Raw genomic sequence first — 14,138 nt, 5'->3', positions numbered from 1 at the left:
CCGATTCTCCATCCATGGATCACACACCGCGCAGCCCCACCTCCGCCAACGCGACCCGCATGGTCGACGTGCTGGTGCCGGTCGCGCTCGACCAGACCTATTCCTACAAGGTGCCGCGCGGGATGGAGCTGAAGGCGGGCGACCTCGTCGGCGTGCCGCTCGGGCCGCGCGAGGTGCTGGCGGTGGTCTGGGGAGAAAACGCCAATCCCGATCCGCGCCTGCACAACCGCCTCAAGGAGGTCAGCGAGAAGCTCGATATCCCGCCGCTCAAGCCCGAGCTGCGCTCGGTGGTCGACTGGGTCGCCAATTACACGCTGAGCCCGCGCGGCATGGTGCTGCGCATGTGCCTGCGCATGGGCGAGAACCTCGGCCCTGAGCGGGCGCGCGCCGGCGTACGCCTCACCGGCGATCCCCCGAAGCGGCTGACGCCTGCACGGCAGCGCGTGATCGCGCTGCTGTCGGACCGGCTGCTGCACGCAAAGTCCGAGGCGGCGAGGGAGGCGGGCGTGTCCGCTGGCGTCATCGACGGCCTCGTCGATGAAGGCACGCTCACGGTCGAGCCGATGCCGCCGCCTCCGCCGCCTCCGGCGCCCGATCCGGAATTCGGCCGGCCGGATTTCACGCCGCTCCAGCGCACTGCCGTCGACACGATGCGCGCGCTCGCGGCCAACGGCACGTTCCACGTCGCGCTGCTCGATGGCGTGACCGGGTCGGGCAAGACCGAGGTCTACTTCGAAGCCGTGGCCGAGGTGATCCGTCGCGGCAAGCAAGCGCTGATCCTGATGCCGGAGATCGCCCTCACCGGCCAGTTCCTCGATCGCTTCGCGCAGCGTTTCGGCGTGCGCCCGATCGAATGGCATTCGGAGCTGACGCCGCGCACCCGCGCGCGCAATTGGGCGGCGATCTCCGGCGGGACTGCGCCGGTCGTGGTCGGCGCGCGCTCGGCACTGTTCCTGCCCTATGCCGATCTCGGGCTCATCGTCGTCGACGAGGAGCACGACCAGGCCTACAAGCAGGACGAGGGCGTGCATTACCACGCTCGCGATATGGCGGTGGTGCGCGGGCATATCGCCAGGATTCCGGTCGTGCTGGCGTCAGCGACGCCATCGGTCGAGTCCGAGGTCAACGCGCGCAAGAACCGCTATCAGCGCATCGCGCTGCCCTCGCGCTTCGGCGGCCAGCACATGCCGCATATCGAGGCCATCGATCTGCGCCGCGAGCCGCCCGCGCGCGGCCGCTTCATCTCGCCGCGGCTCGCCGGGGAGATGAGAGTTGCGATCGAGCGCCGCGAGCAGGCGCTGCTCTTCCTGAATCGCCGCGGCTATGCGCCGCTGACGCTGTGCCGTGCCTGCGGCCATCGCTTCGCCTGTACCATCTGCGACGCCTGGCTGGTCGATCATCGCTTTCGCCAGCGCTTGGTCTGTCACCACTGCGGCTTCTCGATGCCGCGCCCGCATATCTGCCCGAACTGCTCGGCCGAGGAATCGCTGGTTGCGGTCGGGCCCGGCGTCGAGCGCCTGCAGGAGGAGGCGGCAGCGCTGTTCCCGGAAGCGCGCACCATGCTGCTGTCGAGCGATCTCATCACCTCGATCGAGACGATGCGCTCGGAGCTCACCGAGATCGCGGAGGGCCGCGTCGACATCATCATCGGCACCCAGCTCGTGGCAAAGGGTCACAATTTCCCGCGGCTCAATCTGGTCGGCGTCGTCGATGCGGATCTCGGTCTCAGCAACGGCGATCCCCGCGCGGCGGAGCGGACCTGGCAATTGCTGAACCAGGTGATTGGCCGCGCCGGACGCGAGCAGGGCCGCGGCGTCGGCTATCTCCAGACCCATCAGCCCGATCATCCCGTGATGAAGGCGCTGGTCGCCTGCGACCGCGAGGCCTTCTACGACAGCGAGATCGAGCTGCGCGAGAAGACGCTCTATCCGCCGTTCGGCCGGCTCGCGAGCCTCATCATCTCGGCCGGCGACCGCCCGAGCGCGGAAGGCTTTGGCCGCAAGCTCGTGACGCTCGCCCCGCGCGACGAGCGCGTCGTGGTGCTCGGTCCGGCAGAGGCCCCGCTCGCGGTGATCAAGGGCCGCTATCGCTTTCGCATCCTGTTGAAGTCGGCGCGCGGGTTCGATTTGTCCGACTACCTGCGGACCTGGCTGGCGGTCTGCCCGAAGCCGACGGGCAATCTGAAGCTCGAAGTGGACGTCGATCCGCAGAGCTTCTTGTAAAGGCTGCGCACTCTCTCTCCACGTCAGTGCGAGGGCGAAGCGACGAAGCAGTCCAGGGTCCCTCCGCGGAACCAGCCTGGATTGCTTCGCGGAGCCTGTCATCGGGCCGCGCCCTGCGCGGACCGTTGGCTCGCAATGACGAGGTGGAGAGAGTGCATCATGACCAAACAAAAAAGCCCGCGGTCCCCCAAGACCGCGGGCTTGTTCGTGCGCGCAACAAACTGATGAAAACTGCGCGTGTGAGATGAGCGCTCTAACGCGCCGTCAGGAGATGACTTCCGCCGTGACGCGGCCCACGCCGCGGCTGGTGAGGCCGATGGCACGGGCGGCGCCCGTGGAGAGGTCGAGCACGCGGCCGCGAATGAACGGGCCACGATCATTGATGGTCACGATGACGCTCTGGCTGCCATGGGTGACACGCAGCTTGGTGCCGAACGGCAGCGAACGGTGTGCCGCCGTCATGGCGTTCTGGTTGAAGCGCTGGCCCGACGCGGTCCGGCTGCCGGATTCGTTTCCATAATAGGAAGCCACGCCGGAGAAGCTGCGGCCGGTGCCGGAGGTCGGCGTCATCGACGCATTGGCGTTGCGCCAGTCGGAGGTCGCATTGGTATGGGTCTGGGCGTGGTGGCGGTGATGGTGACGCCGAGATTTGGCGGAAGCTTCGGTGGCAGTTCCACCGACGAGGAGAGTTGCGGCAACGAAAGCAATAGCCGTACGCGGCCGGGTCACAGAGCCCAGCGTCTTCAAAGACAGCATTTAGTGGTCCCTAAGCTAGTATTGCCACATATGTGGCTAGTGGAGCCCCCATCAGTTTGTGAGCGGGTTCGCGTTTCGATTCCCAATGCGGCGTGAATTGGGCAGTAAATCCGCTATGTGTCACCACGAAACATCTTGTTACTCGGAGCCGATATTCAGCCGATGTTCCGTAATCTTTCGCTTTAACGAATTATTAACCTAGCGATTACTTATTCTTACTGTAGAGCGAAGTCATCGTCGCCGCTGTTCAGAAATTGGTAAGTATTCGGCGCGCGGAACCAACGTGCTCGGATTCACGGCTCAGCGATCCGTGTTCATGGCCGCTATGCGCTGGAGGCAGGAACCAATGCAGGAGATTGGGGCGTGGGCCGATCGAAATTTCCGCGCCGTGAGATGTAATCGGTCACGTCTCGCAGCGTCGCCTTCGGATGCGGCATTGGCTGCGACGAACTGACGACAGAACCTCGTGCCTTTAATCTGGCGTCATGTTGCACCTGCGCACCTGCTATGTTAGCAAAGCCGCGATTTTAACGAGCCCGGCACCTCCCGTGCCGGTCGAAAATCGAAGTCCCGCTTGAATTCCAAGGGCTTGGATCGCTAGGCGCCGCTTCGTGGCGACGGTTTTTCCCTTGCGAGTTTGACAGCAAAAAGAGCGCGTCTGTGGCTGCAGAAGATACGTCCGTTTCAGGTGTGTCCGGCCGTTATGCAACGGCCTTGTTCGAATTGGCGCGCGACCAGAAAGTGGTCGACGAGGTCAAGGCCGATCTCGACAAATTCGGTGCCTTGCTGAACGAGAGTGCTGATCTCAAGCGCCTCGTCCGCAGCCCGGTTTTCGCGGCCGACACCCAGTCCAGGGCCCTGTCGGCCGTACTGGCCAAGGCAGGTATCGCCGGCATCTCCGCCAACTTCCTCAAGGTGCTGACCGCCAATCGCCGTCTGTTCGCGGTGGCCGACATCATCCGCGACTACCGCGCGCTCGTCGCCAAGTTCAAAGGCGAGACGACGGCCGACGTCACCGTGGCGGAAGCGCTCTCTGACAAGAATCTCGATGCCCTCAAGGTTGCCCTGAAGTCGGTGACCGGCAAGGACGTCGCGCTGAACGTGAAAGTCGATCCCTCGATCATCGGTGGCCTCGTCGTCAAGCTGGGCAGCCGCATGGTGGATGGTTCGCTTCGCACCAAACTCAATTCGATCAAGCACGCGATGAAAGAGGCAGGCTGATGGACATCCGCGCCGCGGAAATTTCCGCGATCCTCAAGGACCAGATCAAGAATTTCGGCCAGGAAGCTGAAGTCTCCGAAGTCGGACAGGTGCTGTCCGTCGGCGACGGTATCGCCCGCGTCTACGGTCTGGACAACGTCCAGGCCGGTGAAATGGTCGAGTTCGAGAACGGCACCCGCGGCATGGCGCTGAACCTCGAAACCGACAACGTCGGCGTCGTCATTTTCGGTGCCGACCGCGAGATCAAGGAAGGCCAGACCGTCAAGCGCACCCGCGCCATCGTGGACGCGCCGGTCGGCAAGGGCCTGCTCGGCCGTGTCGTCGACGCGCTCGGCAACCCGATCGACGGCAAGGGTCCGATCCAGGCCGAGAAGCGCATGCGCGTCGACGTCAAGGCGCCCGGCATCATCCCGCGCAAGTCGGTGAACGAGCCGATGGCCACCGGCCTCAAGGCGATCGATGCCCTGATCCCGATCGGCCGCGGCCAGCGCGAGTTGATCATCGGCGACCGCCAGACCGGCAAGACCGCGATCGCGCTCGACACCATCCTGAACCAGAAGCCGCTCAACGCGCAGCCCGACGAGAACATCAAGCTGTACTGCGTCTATGTCGCGGTCGGCCAGAAGCGTTCGACCGTCGCCCAGTTCGTGAAGGTGCTGGAAGAGCAGGGTGCGCTCGAATACTCGATCGTCGTCGCCGCCACCGCCTCGGATCCGGCGCCGATGCAGTACATCGCGCCCTTCACCGGCTGCACCATGGGCGAGTATTTCCGCGACAACGGCATGCACGCGGTCATCATCTATGACGATCTCTCCAAGCAGGCCGTCGCATACCGCCAGATGTCGCTGCTGCTGCGCCGCCCGCCGGGCCGCGAAGCCTATCCCGGCGACGTGTTCTATCTGCACTCCCGCCTGCTCGAGCGCGCGGCGAAGCTGAACAAGGACATGGGCTCGGGCTCGCTGACGGCGCTGCCGGTCATCGAAACCCAGGCCAACGACGTGTCGGCCTACATTCCGACCAACGTCATCTCGATCACCGATGGCCAGATCTTCCTGGAAACCGACTTGTTCTTCCAGGGTATCCGTCCCGCGGTGAACGTCGGTCTGTCGGTGTCGCGCGTCGGCTCCTCGGCGCAGACCAAGGCCACCAAGAAGGTCGCCGGCAAGATCAAGGGCGAACTCGCACAATATCGCGAAATGGCGGCGTTCGCGCAGTTCGGTTCCGACCTCGACGCCTCGACCCAGCGCCTGCTCAATCGCGGTTCTCGCCTCACCGAGCTCCTGAAGCAGCCGCAGTTCTCGCCGCTGAAGATGGAAGAGCAGGTCTGCGTGATCTGGGCCGGCACCAACGGCTATCTCGATCCGCTCCCGATCAACAAGGTGCGCGCGTTCGAAGACGGCCTGCTCTCGCTGCTGCGCGGCAAGCATGTCGACATCCTCAACGCGATCCGCGACACCCGCGATCTTACCGACGAAACCGCCGCCAAGCTGAAGTCGGTGGTCGAAGGTTTTGCGAAGAGCTTCGCGTAAGAGTCTTCGTGCCCGGGCTTGTCCCGGGCATCAAACTATTCCTCTCCACGCGGCAGCGCGTGGACGGCCGGGACGAGCCCGGCCATGTATCGACTGGGATTGGCTAGCGGCTTGATCGCGAGGATCGAACCGCCGGGGTGAACGAAGAATGGCGTCACTTAAAGACATGCGCGTCCGCATCGCCTCCACCAAGGCGACGCAAAAGATCACCAAGGCCATGCAGATGGTCGCAGCATCGAAGCTGCGCCGTGCACAGACCGCTGCGGAAGCGGCGCGTCCCTATGCCGACAAGATGAGCGCGGTGATCTCGAATATCGCCAGCGCCGCTGTCGGCTCGCCCGGCGCGCCAGTCCTGCTGGCCGGCACCGGCCGGGACCAGGTCCACCTGCTGCTGGTCTGCACCGGCGAGCGCGGCCTCTCCGGAGCCTTCAACTCATCGATCGTGCGTCTCGCCCGCGAGCGCGCTCTGGCGCTGATGGCGCAGGGCAAGGACGTGAAGTTCTTCTGCGTCGGCCGCAAGGGCTACGAGCAGCTGCGTCGCCAGTTCGATAAGCAGATCGTCGAGCACATGGACCTGCGCAGCGTCCGCCAGCTCGGCTTCGTCAATGCCGAGGAGATCGCCAAGAAGGTGCTGGCCCGTTTCGAGGCCGGCGAGTTCGACGTCTGCACGCTGTTCTATTCGCGCTTCAAGTCGGTGATCGCGCAGATTCCGACCGCGCAGCAGGTGATCCCGCTGGTGGTCGAGGAGGGCGCTGCCGCCAATACCACCTCCTACGAATACGAGCCGGAAGAGGACGAGATCCTCACCCGCCTCTTGCCGCGCAACCTCGCAGTACAGATCTTCCGCGCGCTGCTCGAGAACAACGCCTCGTTCTACGGCGCGCAGATGAGCGCGATGGACAACGCGACGCGCAACGCCGGCGAAATGATCCGCAAGCAGACGCTGGTCTACAACCGCACGCGTCAGGCGCAGATCACCAAGGAACTGATCGAAATCATCTCGGGTGCCGAAGCCGTCTGACCAAGGCGCTTCAGTACCACCACACGCAACATCCCGGTCACGCTGACCGTGGTCTAGAAGTTCGGATCGAAGGAGACATTCAATGGCAGCCCAGGTCGGTCGCGTCACCCAGGTCATCGGCGCCGTCGTCGACGTGCAGTTCGAAGGCCACCTCCCGGCCATTCTCAATTCGCTCGAGACCAAGAACGGCGGCAATCGCCTGGTGCTCGAAGTCGCCCAGCATCTCGGCGAATCTACCGTGCGTACGATCGCGATGGACACCACCGAGGGCCTCGTCCGCGGCCAGGAAGTGACCGACACCGGCGCTCCGATCCGCGTTCCCGTCGGCGAGGGCACGCTCGGCCGCATCATCAACGTCATCGGCGAGCCGATCGACGAAGCCGGTCCGGTCAAGTCGGAAGGCCTGCGCGCCATCCACCAGGAAGCGCCGAGCTACACCGACCAGTCGACCGAAGCCGAAATTCTCGTCACCGGCATCAAGGTGGTCGACCTTCTCGCGCCCTATGCCAAGGGCGGCAAGATCGGCCTGTTCGGCGGCGCCGGCGTCGGCAAGACTGTGCTGATTCAGGAGCTGATCAACAACGTCGCGAAGGCGCACGGCGGCTACTCGGTGTTCGCCGGCGTCGGCGAGCGTACCCGCGAGGGCAACGACCTCTATCACGAGTTCATCGAGTCCAAGGTCAACGCCGATCCGCACAACCCGGATCCGAACGTGAAGTCGAAGTGCGCGCTGGTGTTCGGCCAGATGAACGAGCCCCCGGGCGCCCGCGCCCGCGTCGCGCTCACCGGCCTGACCATCGCGGAAGATTTCCGCGACAAGGGCCAGGACGTGCTGTTCTTCGTCGACAACATCTTCCGCTTCACCCAGGCCGGCTCGGAAGTGTCGGCGCTGCTGGGCCGTATTCCTTCGGCGGTGGGTTATCAGCCGACGCTCGCGACCGACATGGGCGCGCTGCAGGAGCGCATCACCACCACGCAGAAGGGTTCGATCACCTCGGTGCAGGCCATCTACGTCCCGGCCGACGACTTGACCGACCCGGCGCCGGCGACCTCGTTCGCGCATCTTGACGCGACCACGACGCTGTCGCGCTCGATCGCCGAAAAGGGCATCTATCCGGCGGTGGACCCGCTCGACTCGACCTCGCGCATGCTCTCCCCGCTGGTCGTCGGCGAGGAGCACTACGCGGTCGCCCGTCAGGTCCAGCAGGTGCTGCAGCGCTACAAGGCGCTGCAGGACATCATCGCCATTCTCGGCATGGACGAGCTTTCGGAAGAGGACAAGCTGACCGTGGCCCGCGCCCGCAAGGTCGAGCGCTTCATGTCGCAGCCGTTCCACGTCGCCGAAATCTTCACGGGTTCGCCGGGCAAGTTCGTCGACCTCGCCGACACCATCAAGGGCTTCAAGGGCCTGGTGGAAGGCAAGTACGACCACCTGCCGGAAGCCGCCTTCTACATGGTCGGCACCATCGAAGAGGCGGTCGAGAAGGGCAAGAAGCTGGCCGCTGAAGCGGCTTAAGAGGCGAATGGCGAACAGGGAGCCGCGAATCATACGCTGCTCCTGCCCGCCACTCGCTATTCGCCATTCGTATTCGCAGGTTCTCCATGGCCACCTTCCACTTCGATCTCGTCTCTCCGGAAAAGCTCGCCTTCTCGGGTGAGGTCGATCAGGTCGACATCCCCGGCGTCGAAGGTGATTTCGGCGTGCTGGCGGGACATGCGCCGCTCGTGGCTGCGATCCGGCCCGGCATTCTCACCGTCACCACCGGCGGCAAGCACGAGAAGATCATCGTGCTCGGCGGCATCGCCGAAGTCTCCGAGAGCGGCCTGACCGTGCTTGCCGACGTCGCGACGTCGCTCGCCGAGCTCGACCGTGCGCAGTTCGCAGAGACGATCGCGGAGATGGAAGAAAGCCTCAAGGAGCACGAGGGCGACGAGCTCGATCAGGCCATCGAGCGGCTCGACCACTTCAAGAGCATCCAGCACCAGCTCAACGCGACGGCTATGCACTAAGCCCCGGGGCACTGCTCCGGGGCTCAAGCTACAGATTCCTGACCTGGTTCAGCGCTCGTCACGGAAGTGGCGGGCGCTGAAATCTTGCCAGGCGATCGACGCAGCTGCGACGCTTACGCCGCGCCGTCCATTTGTCTCGTCCTGCCAAACACTTCGCTACTGTGCATGGGGATGTTTTCGCGAGTTAGTCTGCGAAGGCTGCAAACTGCTGCGCCACGGCCTGATAGACCTCGCGGCGGAACGGCACCACGATGTCGGCGACGCGATCCAGGCGCTCCCAGCGCCAGTCGTCGAATTCCGCCGGCTGGCCGTTGCGCGGCGTCAGCGGATCGATCTCGTCGTCCTTGCCGGTGAAGCGCAGTGCGAACCACTTTTGACGCTGCCCGCGGAACTTCGCCAGCCGGTGCGTCTGCGGTCCGTCGTAAGGCGGGAACTCGTAGGTGAGCCAGCCGGTCTCGCCGAGGTAGTCCGCGCTGACCACGCTGGTCTCCTCCCAGAGCTCGCGCATCGCGGCGTCGCGCAGATTCTCGCCCTCGTCGACGCCGCCTTGCGGCATCTGCCAGTCGAGGCCCGGCAGGATGATTTCCGGCCCGTCGCCCTTGAAGCGATGGCCGATCAGCACGCGGCCCTCGGTATTGAACAGCGCGATGCCCACGTTGGGGCGGTAGGGCTTTTCGTTGGTCACTTGCTAGTGTCTCTCGTCGTCATTCCGAGGCGATGCTTCGCATCTTGCCGGGACGACCATAGAGACTATTGACCTGCCAGCGCAGAAAATTCCTTCACCACGCGCTCATAGACCGGACGCTTGAACGGAATGATCAGTTCCGGGAGATTTTTCATCGGCTCCCAGCGCCAGCTCACGAATTCGGCCTTGTGGCCGCCGCCGGGATGCTCGACGTTGATCTCGCTGTCCTCGCCGGTGAAGCGCACCGCGTACCATTTCTGGCGCTGGCCGCGATAGCGGCCCTTCCAGGCGCGTCCGGCGACCGTGCGGGGGATGTCGTAGATGAGCCAGTCGGGGACCTCGCCGAGCCGCTCGACCGAGCGTACGCTCGTCTCCTCATAAAGCTCGCGCTTGGCGGCTTCCCAGGTGTCCTCGCCAGGATCGACGCCGCCTTGCGGCATCTGCCAGACATGGGTGTCGTCGACATGCTCGATGCCGCCGGCGCGGCGGCCGATGAACACCAGTCCCTTTGGATTGATCAGCATCACGCCGACGCAGGTCCGGTAGGGCAGATCCTCGTAACGCGCCATTCCGCCAGACCTCTCGCATGCCTGAGGTCCGGCGGCCCGCGGGGAGCCGTACCGTACCAATTCGTTGATTTAGCTGGATTTTGATTTCAGCATCGCGGTTGTCAATGGCACCAAAAGGATACCTCGGTCGCTCAGTGTCTTGGTCCAGGCGCCGATGCGCTCGATTGAGACGGGCAGGGCGGAGGCCGTGCCGACGGCGATGCCCCGCTCGCGCGCGGTCGATTCGAGCTTGTTCAGAGCGCGGTCGATCTCGGTCGGGGTCGGCACCACGTCGATCGCGATATCGCCCTTGCCGAACGGCATGGCCTGGTTCGCCGCGGCTTGGGAGGCGATGCTGCGGGGCGAGGAGCCGTCGTCGAAGAAGCCGAGGCCCCGTTTGGCGGCCTCGCGCATGATCGGCTGCATTGCCGGTTCGGTCGCGATGAAGCGGGCGCCCATGAAATTGGCGAGACCGGCATAGCCCTGCAACCGGCTCAGGTGCCAGTGCAGGCGGTCCATGTTCTGGTCGGCGCTGAGCGAGGTCAGCAGCGTCTGCGGCCCCGGATCGTTGTCGGGGAAGTCGTAGGGCTCCATCGGGATCTGGAGGAAGATCTCATGACGCTGCGCGCGGGCGCGCTCGGCGAGCTTGCCGGGGTCGGCGCCATAAGGCGTGAAGGCCAGCGTCACCGCGGGCGGCAGCCTCATGATGGCATCATTGGTCTTGGCCGCGCCGACCCCGAGGCCGCCAATCACGATCGCGACCACCGGCATGGTGGCAGCCTTGGCGCGGTCGGCGTCGGCTGCATAGACGTTGTACGGCTTCAGCCCGTCAGCCACGACGGGGATCATGCCGTAGCGAGACTTCTCCAGCAGCTTCGGGTTGATCCCGGCCATGACGGGCGGCGGTGCGGAAGCCGTACCACCCTTGTCGCTGCCGCTCTCGCCGGCTCCAATCACCACGTCGTGGCGGGCGCCGGTCGAGCCGTCGATCATGGTGATGGTCTTTTGCTCGCCGGCCTGCTTCGGCACCTCCTTGGTGTCGGGCTTGCCGTCGTGTTTGGCATCCGAACCATGGCTTGCGGCTGCGGGCCTCTCGTCGGCAGCCTTGTCCGTCGGCTTGATCGCGATCCGGGTCATCGGCTCGCCGCCGAGCGGATCCTTGTTGAAGATGGCGAAGCCGGCGAAGGTAACCAGGAACAGGCCGAGCAGGACGGCAAGCAACTGCATGGCCGTGAACGGCAGCCGCAGCCGGCGCTTCCGGCGCGGCTTGTCCTGTCCGAGCGGGGCGCTCAGATCATCGGCCGTTTCAGTCATGTGAGATCCCGAATCACTCCAGCCGACGATACCACGCCAAGGTCAAGCGGCGGCAGGCCGGGATAGGCCGGAGGCTTCAGGAGTTCCCAAGCAAAAAGGGCGGCTTCAGCAAGCCGCCCTCTGCCAGATCGTATCAATGCGCCGATTTAGTTGGCCGCTTTGGGCTTGTCGGTCGTCGCCTTGTTGTCGCTGCCGGGCGCGGGCGCCGCCGAGGCGCTGTTCTTGATGCCGTGGAGCAGGTCGCCGGCGAGCTTGAGCGCCTTGTCGTCCTTGGCATCCGGCGGGACGTAGGACTGCGAACCGGTCTTCTCGTCGCCGTCGTTCTTGAGATGGCCGCGCAGCGAAGCCTCGCCCTTGGTGTCGGTGCGGGACTTCAGCTCGTCCGGCACGTCCTGCAGCACTTCGATGTCGGGCACGATGCCCTTGGCCTGGATCGACTTGCCCGACGGCGTGTAGTAGCGCGCCGTGGTCAGCCGCAGCGCGCCGTTGCCGCTTCCGAGCGGGATGATGGTCTGAACCGAGCCCTTGCCGAACGAGCGCGTGCCGACGATGGTCGCGCGCTTGTGGTCCTGCAGTGCGCCGGCGACGATTTCCGACGCCGAGGCCGAGCCGCCGTTGACCAGCACGATGACCGGCTTGCCCTTGGTCAGGTCGCCCGCATGCGCGGTGCGGCGCTGGGTCTCCTCGGCGTTGCGGCCGCGGGTCGAGACGATCTCACCTTTCTCCAGGAAGGAATCGGAAACGGTGACCGCTTCCTCCAGCAGGCCGCCCGGATTGTTGCGCAGGTCGATGATGAAGCCCTTGAGCTTGTCGCCGCCGATCTGGTTCGTGAGGTTGCCGATCTCCCGCTTCAGGCCTTCGGTGGTCTGCTCGTTGAAGGTGGTGATACGGATGTAGCCGATATCGTCCTGCTCGACGCGCGCGCGCACCGACCGGACGCGGATGTTGTCGCGCACGAGCGTGACGTCGATCGGATTGTCCTGGCCCTTGCGGATGATCTTGAGCTTGATCTTTGTGTTGACCGGACCGCGCATCTTCTCGACCGCCTGGTTCAGGGTCAGGCCCTGCACCGCCTCGTCGTCGAGGTTGGTGATGATGTCGTTGGCCATGACGCCGGCGCGCGATGCCGGTGTATCGTCGATGGGCGAGACCACCTTGATCAGGCCATCCTCCATCGTGACCTCGATGCCGAGGCCGCCGAACTCACCGCGGGTCTGCACCTGCATGTCACGGAAGCTCTTGGCGTCCATGTAGCTCGAATGCGGATCGAGGCCGGTGAGCATGCCGCTGATGGCGGATTCGATCAGCTTGGTGTCGTCGGGCTTCTCGACATAGTCGGAGCGCACCCGCTCGAAGACGTCGCCGAACAGGTTGAGCTGGCGATAAGTGTCGGCAGTGGCGGCTCGCGCGCTGGAGCCCATGAACACCGCGCGGGGCTGGGTCACGAACAGCGTCAGCGCTGCACCGGTGGCGGCGCTGAGGAGGATTACTGAAGTCTTGCGCATCATCCGCGAACCTTCTCGCCTTCATTTGTGGCCCACCATGGGCCTGGATCGATTGGAGTGCCGTCCTTGCGGAACTCGACATACAGCACAGGTTGACTCGCGTTCGTGGCGAGAATGGAGGCGACTTGCGAAGTCGACCCCATGGTCGCGACCGGCTCCCCCGTGAGCACAAACTGTCCGATGTTGACCGAAATGCGCTCCATCCCAGCGATCAGGACATGATACCCGCCACCGGCATTGAGGATCAAGAGTTGTCCATAGCTGCGGAAGGGCCCGGCATAGACAACCCAGCCGTCACACGGCGTCGTGACCTGGGAGCCGGGCCTGGTGGCCAGCGAAATTCCCTTCTGGACCCCACCGACCCCGTCGGAACCGCCAAAATCCCTGATCTTGTTACCGTTAACCGGAAGCGGCAGCAGGCCCTTGGCGGAGGCGAAGGCGATCGCCGGGGTGGTGCGGGAGCGGTCCTTGAAAGCGGCCGGACCGGACTTGGCGCTGGCGGCCGCTTTTGCCTCGGCCTGCCTGGCGGCCTCAGCCGCCTTCTCAGCGGCCTTGGCGGCGCTTTGCAGGTCCTGCTCCATCCTGGTGATCAGTCCCTGGAGATCACCGACCTGTTTTGAAAGCATGATGGCGCGCGACTTCTCGGCATCGAGATCCTTTTCGCGTGCCGCCTGCTGGCGCTGCCGTTCGTCGACCAGAGCCGTGAGCCGGGTCTGGTCGTTGCGGACCTTGTCGCGATCGGAGGCGAGCTGGTCGCGCTCGGTGGCAATGGTCTTGCGCAAGGCGACGAGCTCCCCGAGCTCGGCCGCGATCTTCTCGGCTCGCCCTCGCAATTCCGGCACGACGGCGCCGAGCAGCATCGCCGTGCGCAGCGATTGCAGCGCATCTTCGGGGCGCACCAGCAGCGCCGGCGGCGTGCGCCTTCCGGCGCGCTGCAGGGCCGCCAGCACCTCGACGATGTCGGCGCGGCGCGAATCGAGCGAGGCGCGCATCTGTTGCTCCCGGGCATTCAGCGCGCCCAATCGCGCTTCGGCCTCATCGATCTTGGTTTCCACAGCGCGAACATTGGCGGCGGTCTCGATCAGCTGCTGATTGAGCTGGCTGCGGTCCTGGCCGAGCGCGGCGATCTCTGCCTTGAGCTTGGCCTGCGCTTCTTCCGCGCTCTTCTGCCTGGCGCGCGCGGCCTCGAGCTCCTGCTCGCGCTGCTTGATCGCTTCGGGCGAAATCGCCGCGGTCTGCGGGGGCGCCGCCGTCTGAGCTTGCGCCAGGCTTGCGCCGGCAAGGCTTGTGATCAGCAACAGGTTGAGGAGCGGCGCTCGCATCGTCT

12 protein-coding genes are annotated in these 14,138 nt (G+C 65.0%); 6 read left to right on the top strand and 6 right to left on the bottom strand.

The window, feature by feature from the left end; all coding sequences use genetic code 11:
• Positions 1-14 precede the first annotated feature (14 nt).
• Entirely contained in the window at positions 15-2,222 is a 2,208-nt protein-coding gene (locus K408_RS0110290) for a primosomal protein N' (protein ID WP_024338875.1), read from the top strand.
• A gap of 264 nt (positions 2,223-2,486) precedes the next feature.
• Here the strand turns inward: K408_RS0110290 and K408_RS0110285 are convergent, their stop codons facing one another.
• Positions 2,487-2,978, bottom strand: coding sequence for a septal ring lytic transglycosylase RlpA family protein (locus tag K408_RS0110285; RefSeq protein WP_024338876.1), 492 nt, complete (start codon positions 2,976-2,978; stop codon positions 2,487-2,489).
• A gap of 660 nt (positions 2,979-3,638) precedes the next feature.
• Between K408_RS0110285 and K408_RS0110280 the strand changes: the two genes are divergently transcribed.
• The 5 genes from K408_RS0110280 to K408_RS0110260 all read left to right on the top strand — a co-directional run bounded on the left by K408_RS0110280 (position 3,639) and on the right by K408_RS0110260 (position 8,759).
• A complete protein-coding gene (locus tag K408_RS0110280) occupies positions 3,639-4,199 on the top strand; it encodes a F0F1 ATP synthase subunit delta (RefSeq protein ID WP_024338877.1) in 561 nt (186 codons plus the stop codon).
• Positions 4,199-5,728 (top strand): F0F1 ATP synthase subunit alpha, encoded by a 1,530-nt coding sequence (atpA, locus tag K408_RS0110275; RefSeq protein ID WP_024338878.1) that lies wholly within the window; start codon positions 4,199-4,201, stop codon positions 5,726-5,728. The genes K408_RS0110280 and atpA overlap by 1 nt, the downstream gene beginning before the upstream one ends.
• Positions 5,729-5,876: 148 nt before the next feature.
• Positions 5,877-6,749 (top strand): F0F1 ATP synthase subunit gamma, encoded by an 873-nt coding sequence (locus tag K408_RS0110270; RefSeq protein ID WP_024338879.1) that lies wholly within the window; start codon positions 5,877-5,879, stop codon positions 6,747-6,749.
• An 82-nt stretch (positions 6,750-6,831) separates the two neighbouring features.
• On the top strand, positions 6,832-8,265 hold the full coding sequence (gene atpD, locus K408_RS0110265; protein WP_024338880.1) for a F0F1 ATP synthase subunit beta: 1,434 nt from the start codon (positions 6,832-6,834) through the stop codon (positions 8,263-8,265).
• An 86-nt stretch (positions 8,266-8,351) separates the two neighbouring features.
• Positions 8,352-8,759: a F0F1 ATP synthase subunit epsilon gene (locus K408_RS0110260; protein WP_024338881.1), complete on the top strand. Its 408-nt coding sequence runs from the start codon at positions 8,352-8,354 to the stop codon at positions 8,757-8,759.
• Positions 8,760-8,943: 184 nt separating this feature from the next.
• Here K408_RS0110260 and K408_RS0110255 read toward each other — a convergent pair whose 3' ends face one another.
• From K408_RS0110255 to K408_RS0110235, 5 genes are all read right to left on the bottom strand, one after another.
• The gene (locus tag K408_RS0110255) at positions 8,944-9,444 is read right to left on the bottom strand and encodes an RNA pyrophosphohydrolase (protein ID WP_024338882.1); all 501 of its coding nucleotides are present in this window, start codon (positions 9,442-9,444) and stop codon (positions 8,944-8,946) included.
• 65 nt (positions 9,445-9,509) lie between these two features.
• Positions 9,510-10,013 (bottom strand): RNA pyrophosphohydrolase, encoded by a 504-nt coding sequence (locus K408_RS0110250; RefSeq protein ID WP_024338883.1) that lies wholly within the window; start codon positions 10,011-10,013, stop codon positions 9,510-9,512.
• Positions 10,014-10,082: 69 nt separating this feature from the next.
• On the bottom strand, positions 10,083-11,306 hold the full coding sequence (locus tag K408_RS0110245; RefSeq protein WP_024338884.1) for a divergent polysaccharide deacetylase family protein: 1,224 nt from the start codon (positions 11,304-11,306) through the stop codon (positions 10,083-10,085).
• A gap of 146 nt (positions 11,307-11,452) precedes the next feature.
• On the bottom strand, positions 11,453-12,814 hold the full coding sequence (locus K408_RS0110240) for a S41 family peptidase (RefSeq protein ID WP_024338885.1): 1,362 nt from the start codon (positions 12,812-12,814) through the stop codon (positions 11,453-11,455).
• Positions 12,811-14,133, bottom strand: coding sequence for a murein hydrolase activator EnvC family protein (locus K408_RS0110235; RefSeq protein ID WP_024338886.1), 1,323 nt, complete (start codon positions 14,131-14,133; stop codon positions 12,811-12,813). Before K408_RS0110235 ends, K408_RS0110240 begins: the two co-directional genes overlap by 4 nt.
• Positions 14,134-14,138: the final 5 nt, after the last annotated feature.

The organism is Bradyrhizobium sp. in8p8 (assembly GCF_000426845.1).
Classification (GTDB): domain Bacteria; phylum Pseudomonadota; class Alphaproteobacteria; order Rhizobiales; family Xanthobacteraceae; genus Bradyrhizobium; species Bradyrhizobium japonicum_C.
The sequence above is the reverse complement of the archived record's forward strand: the minus strand, read 5'-3'. Positions and strand labels throughout refer to the sequence as shown.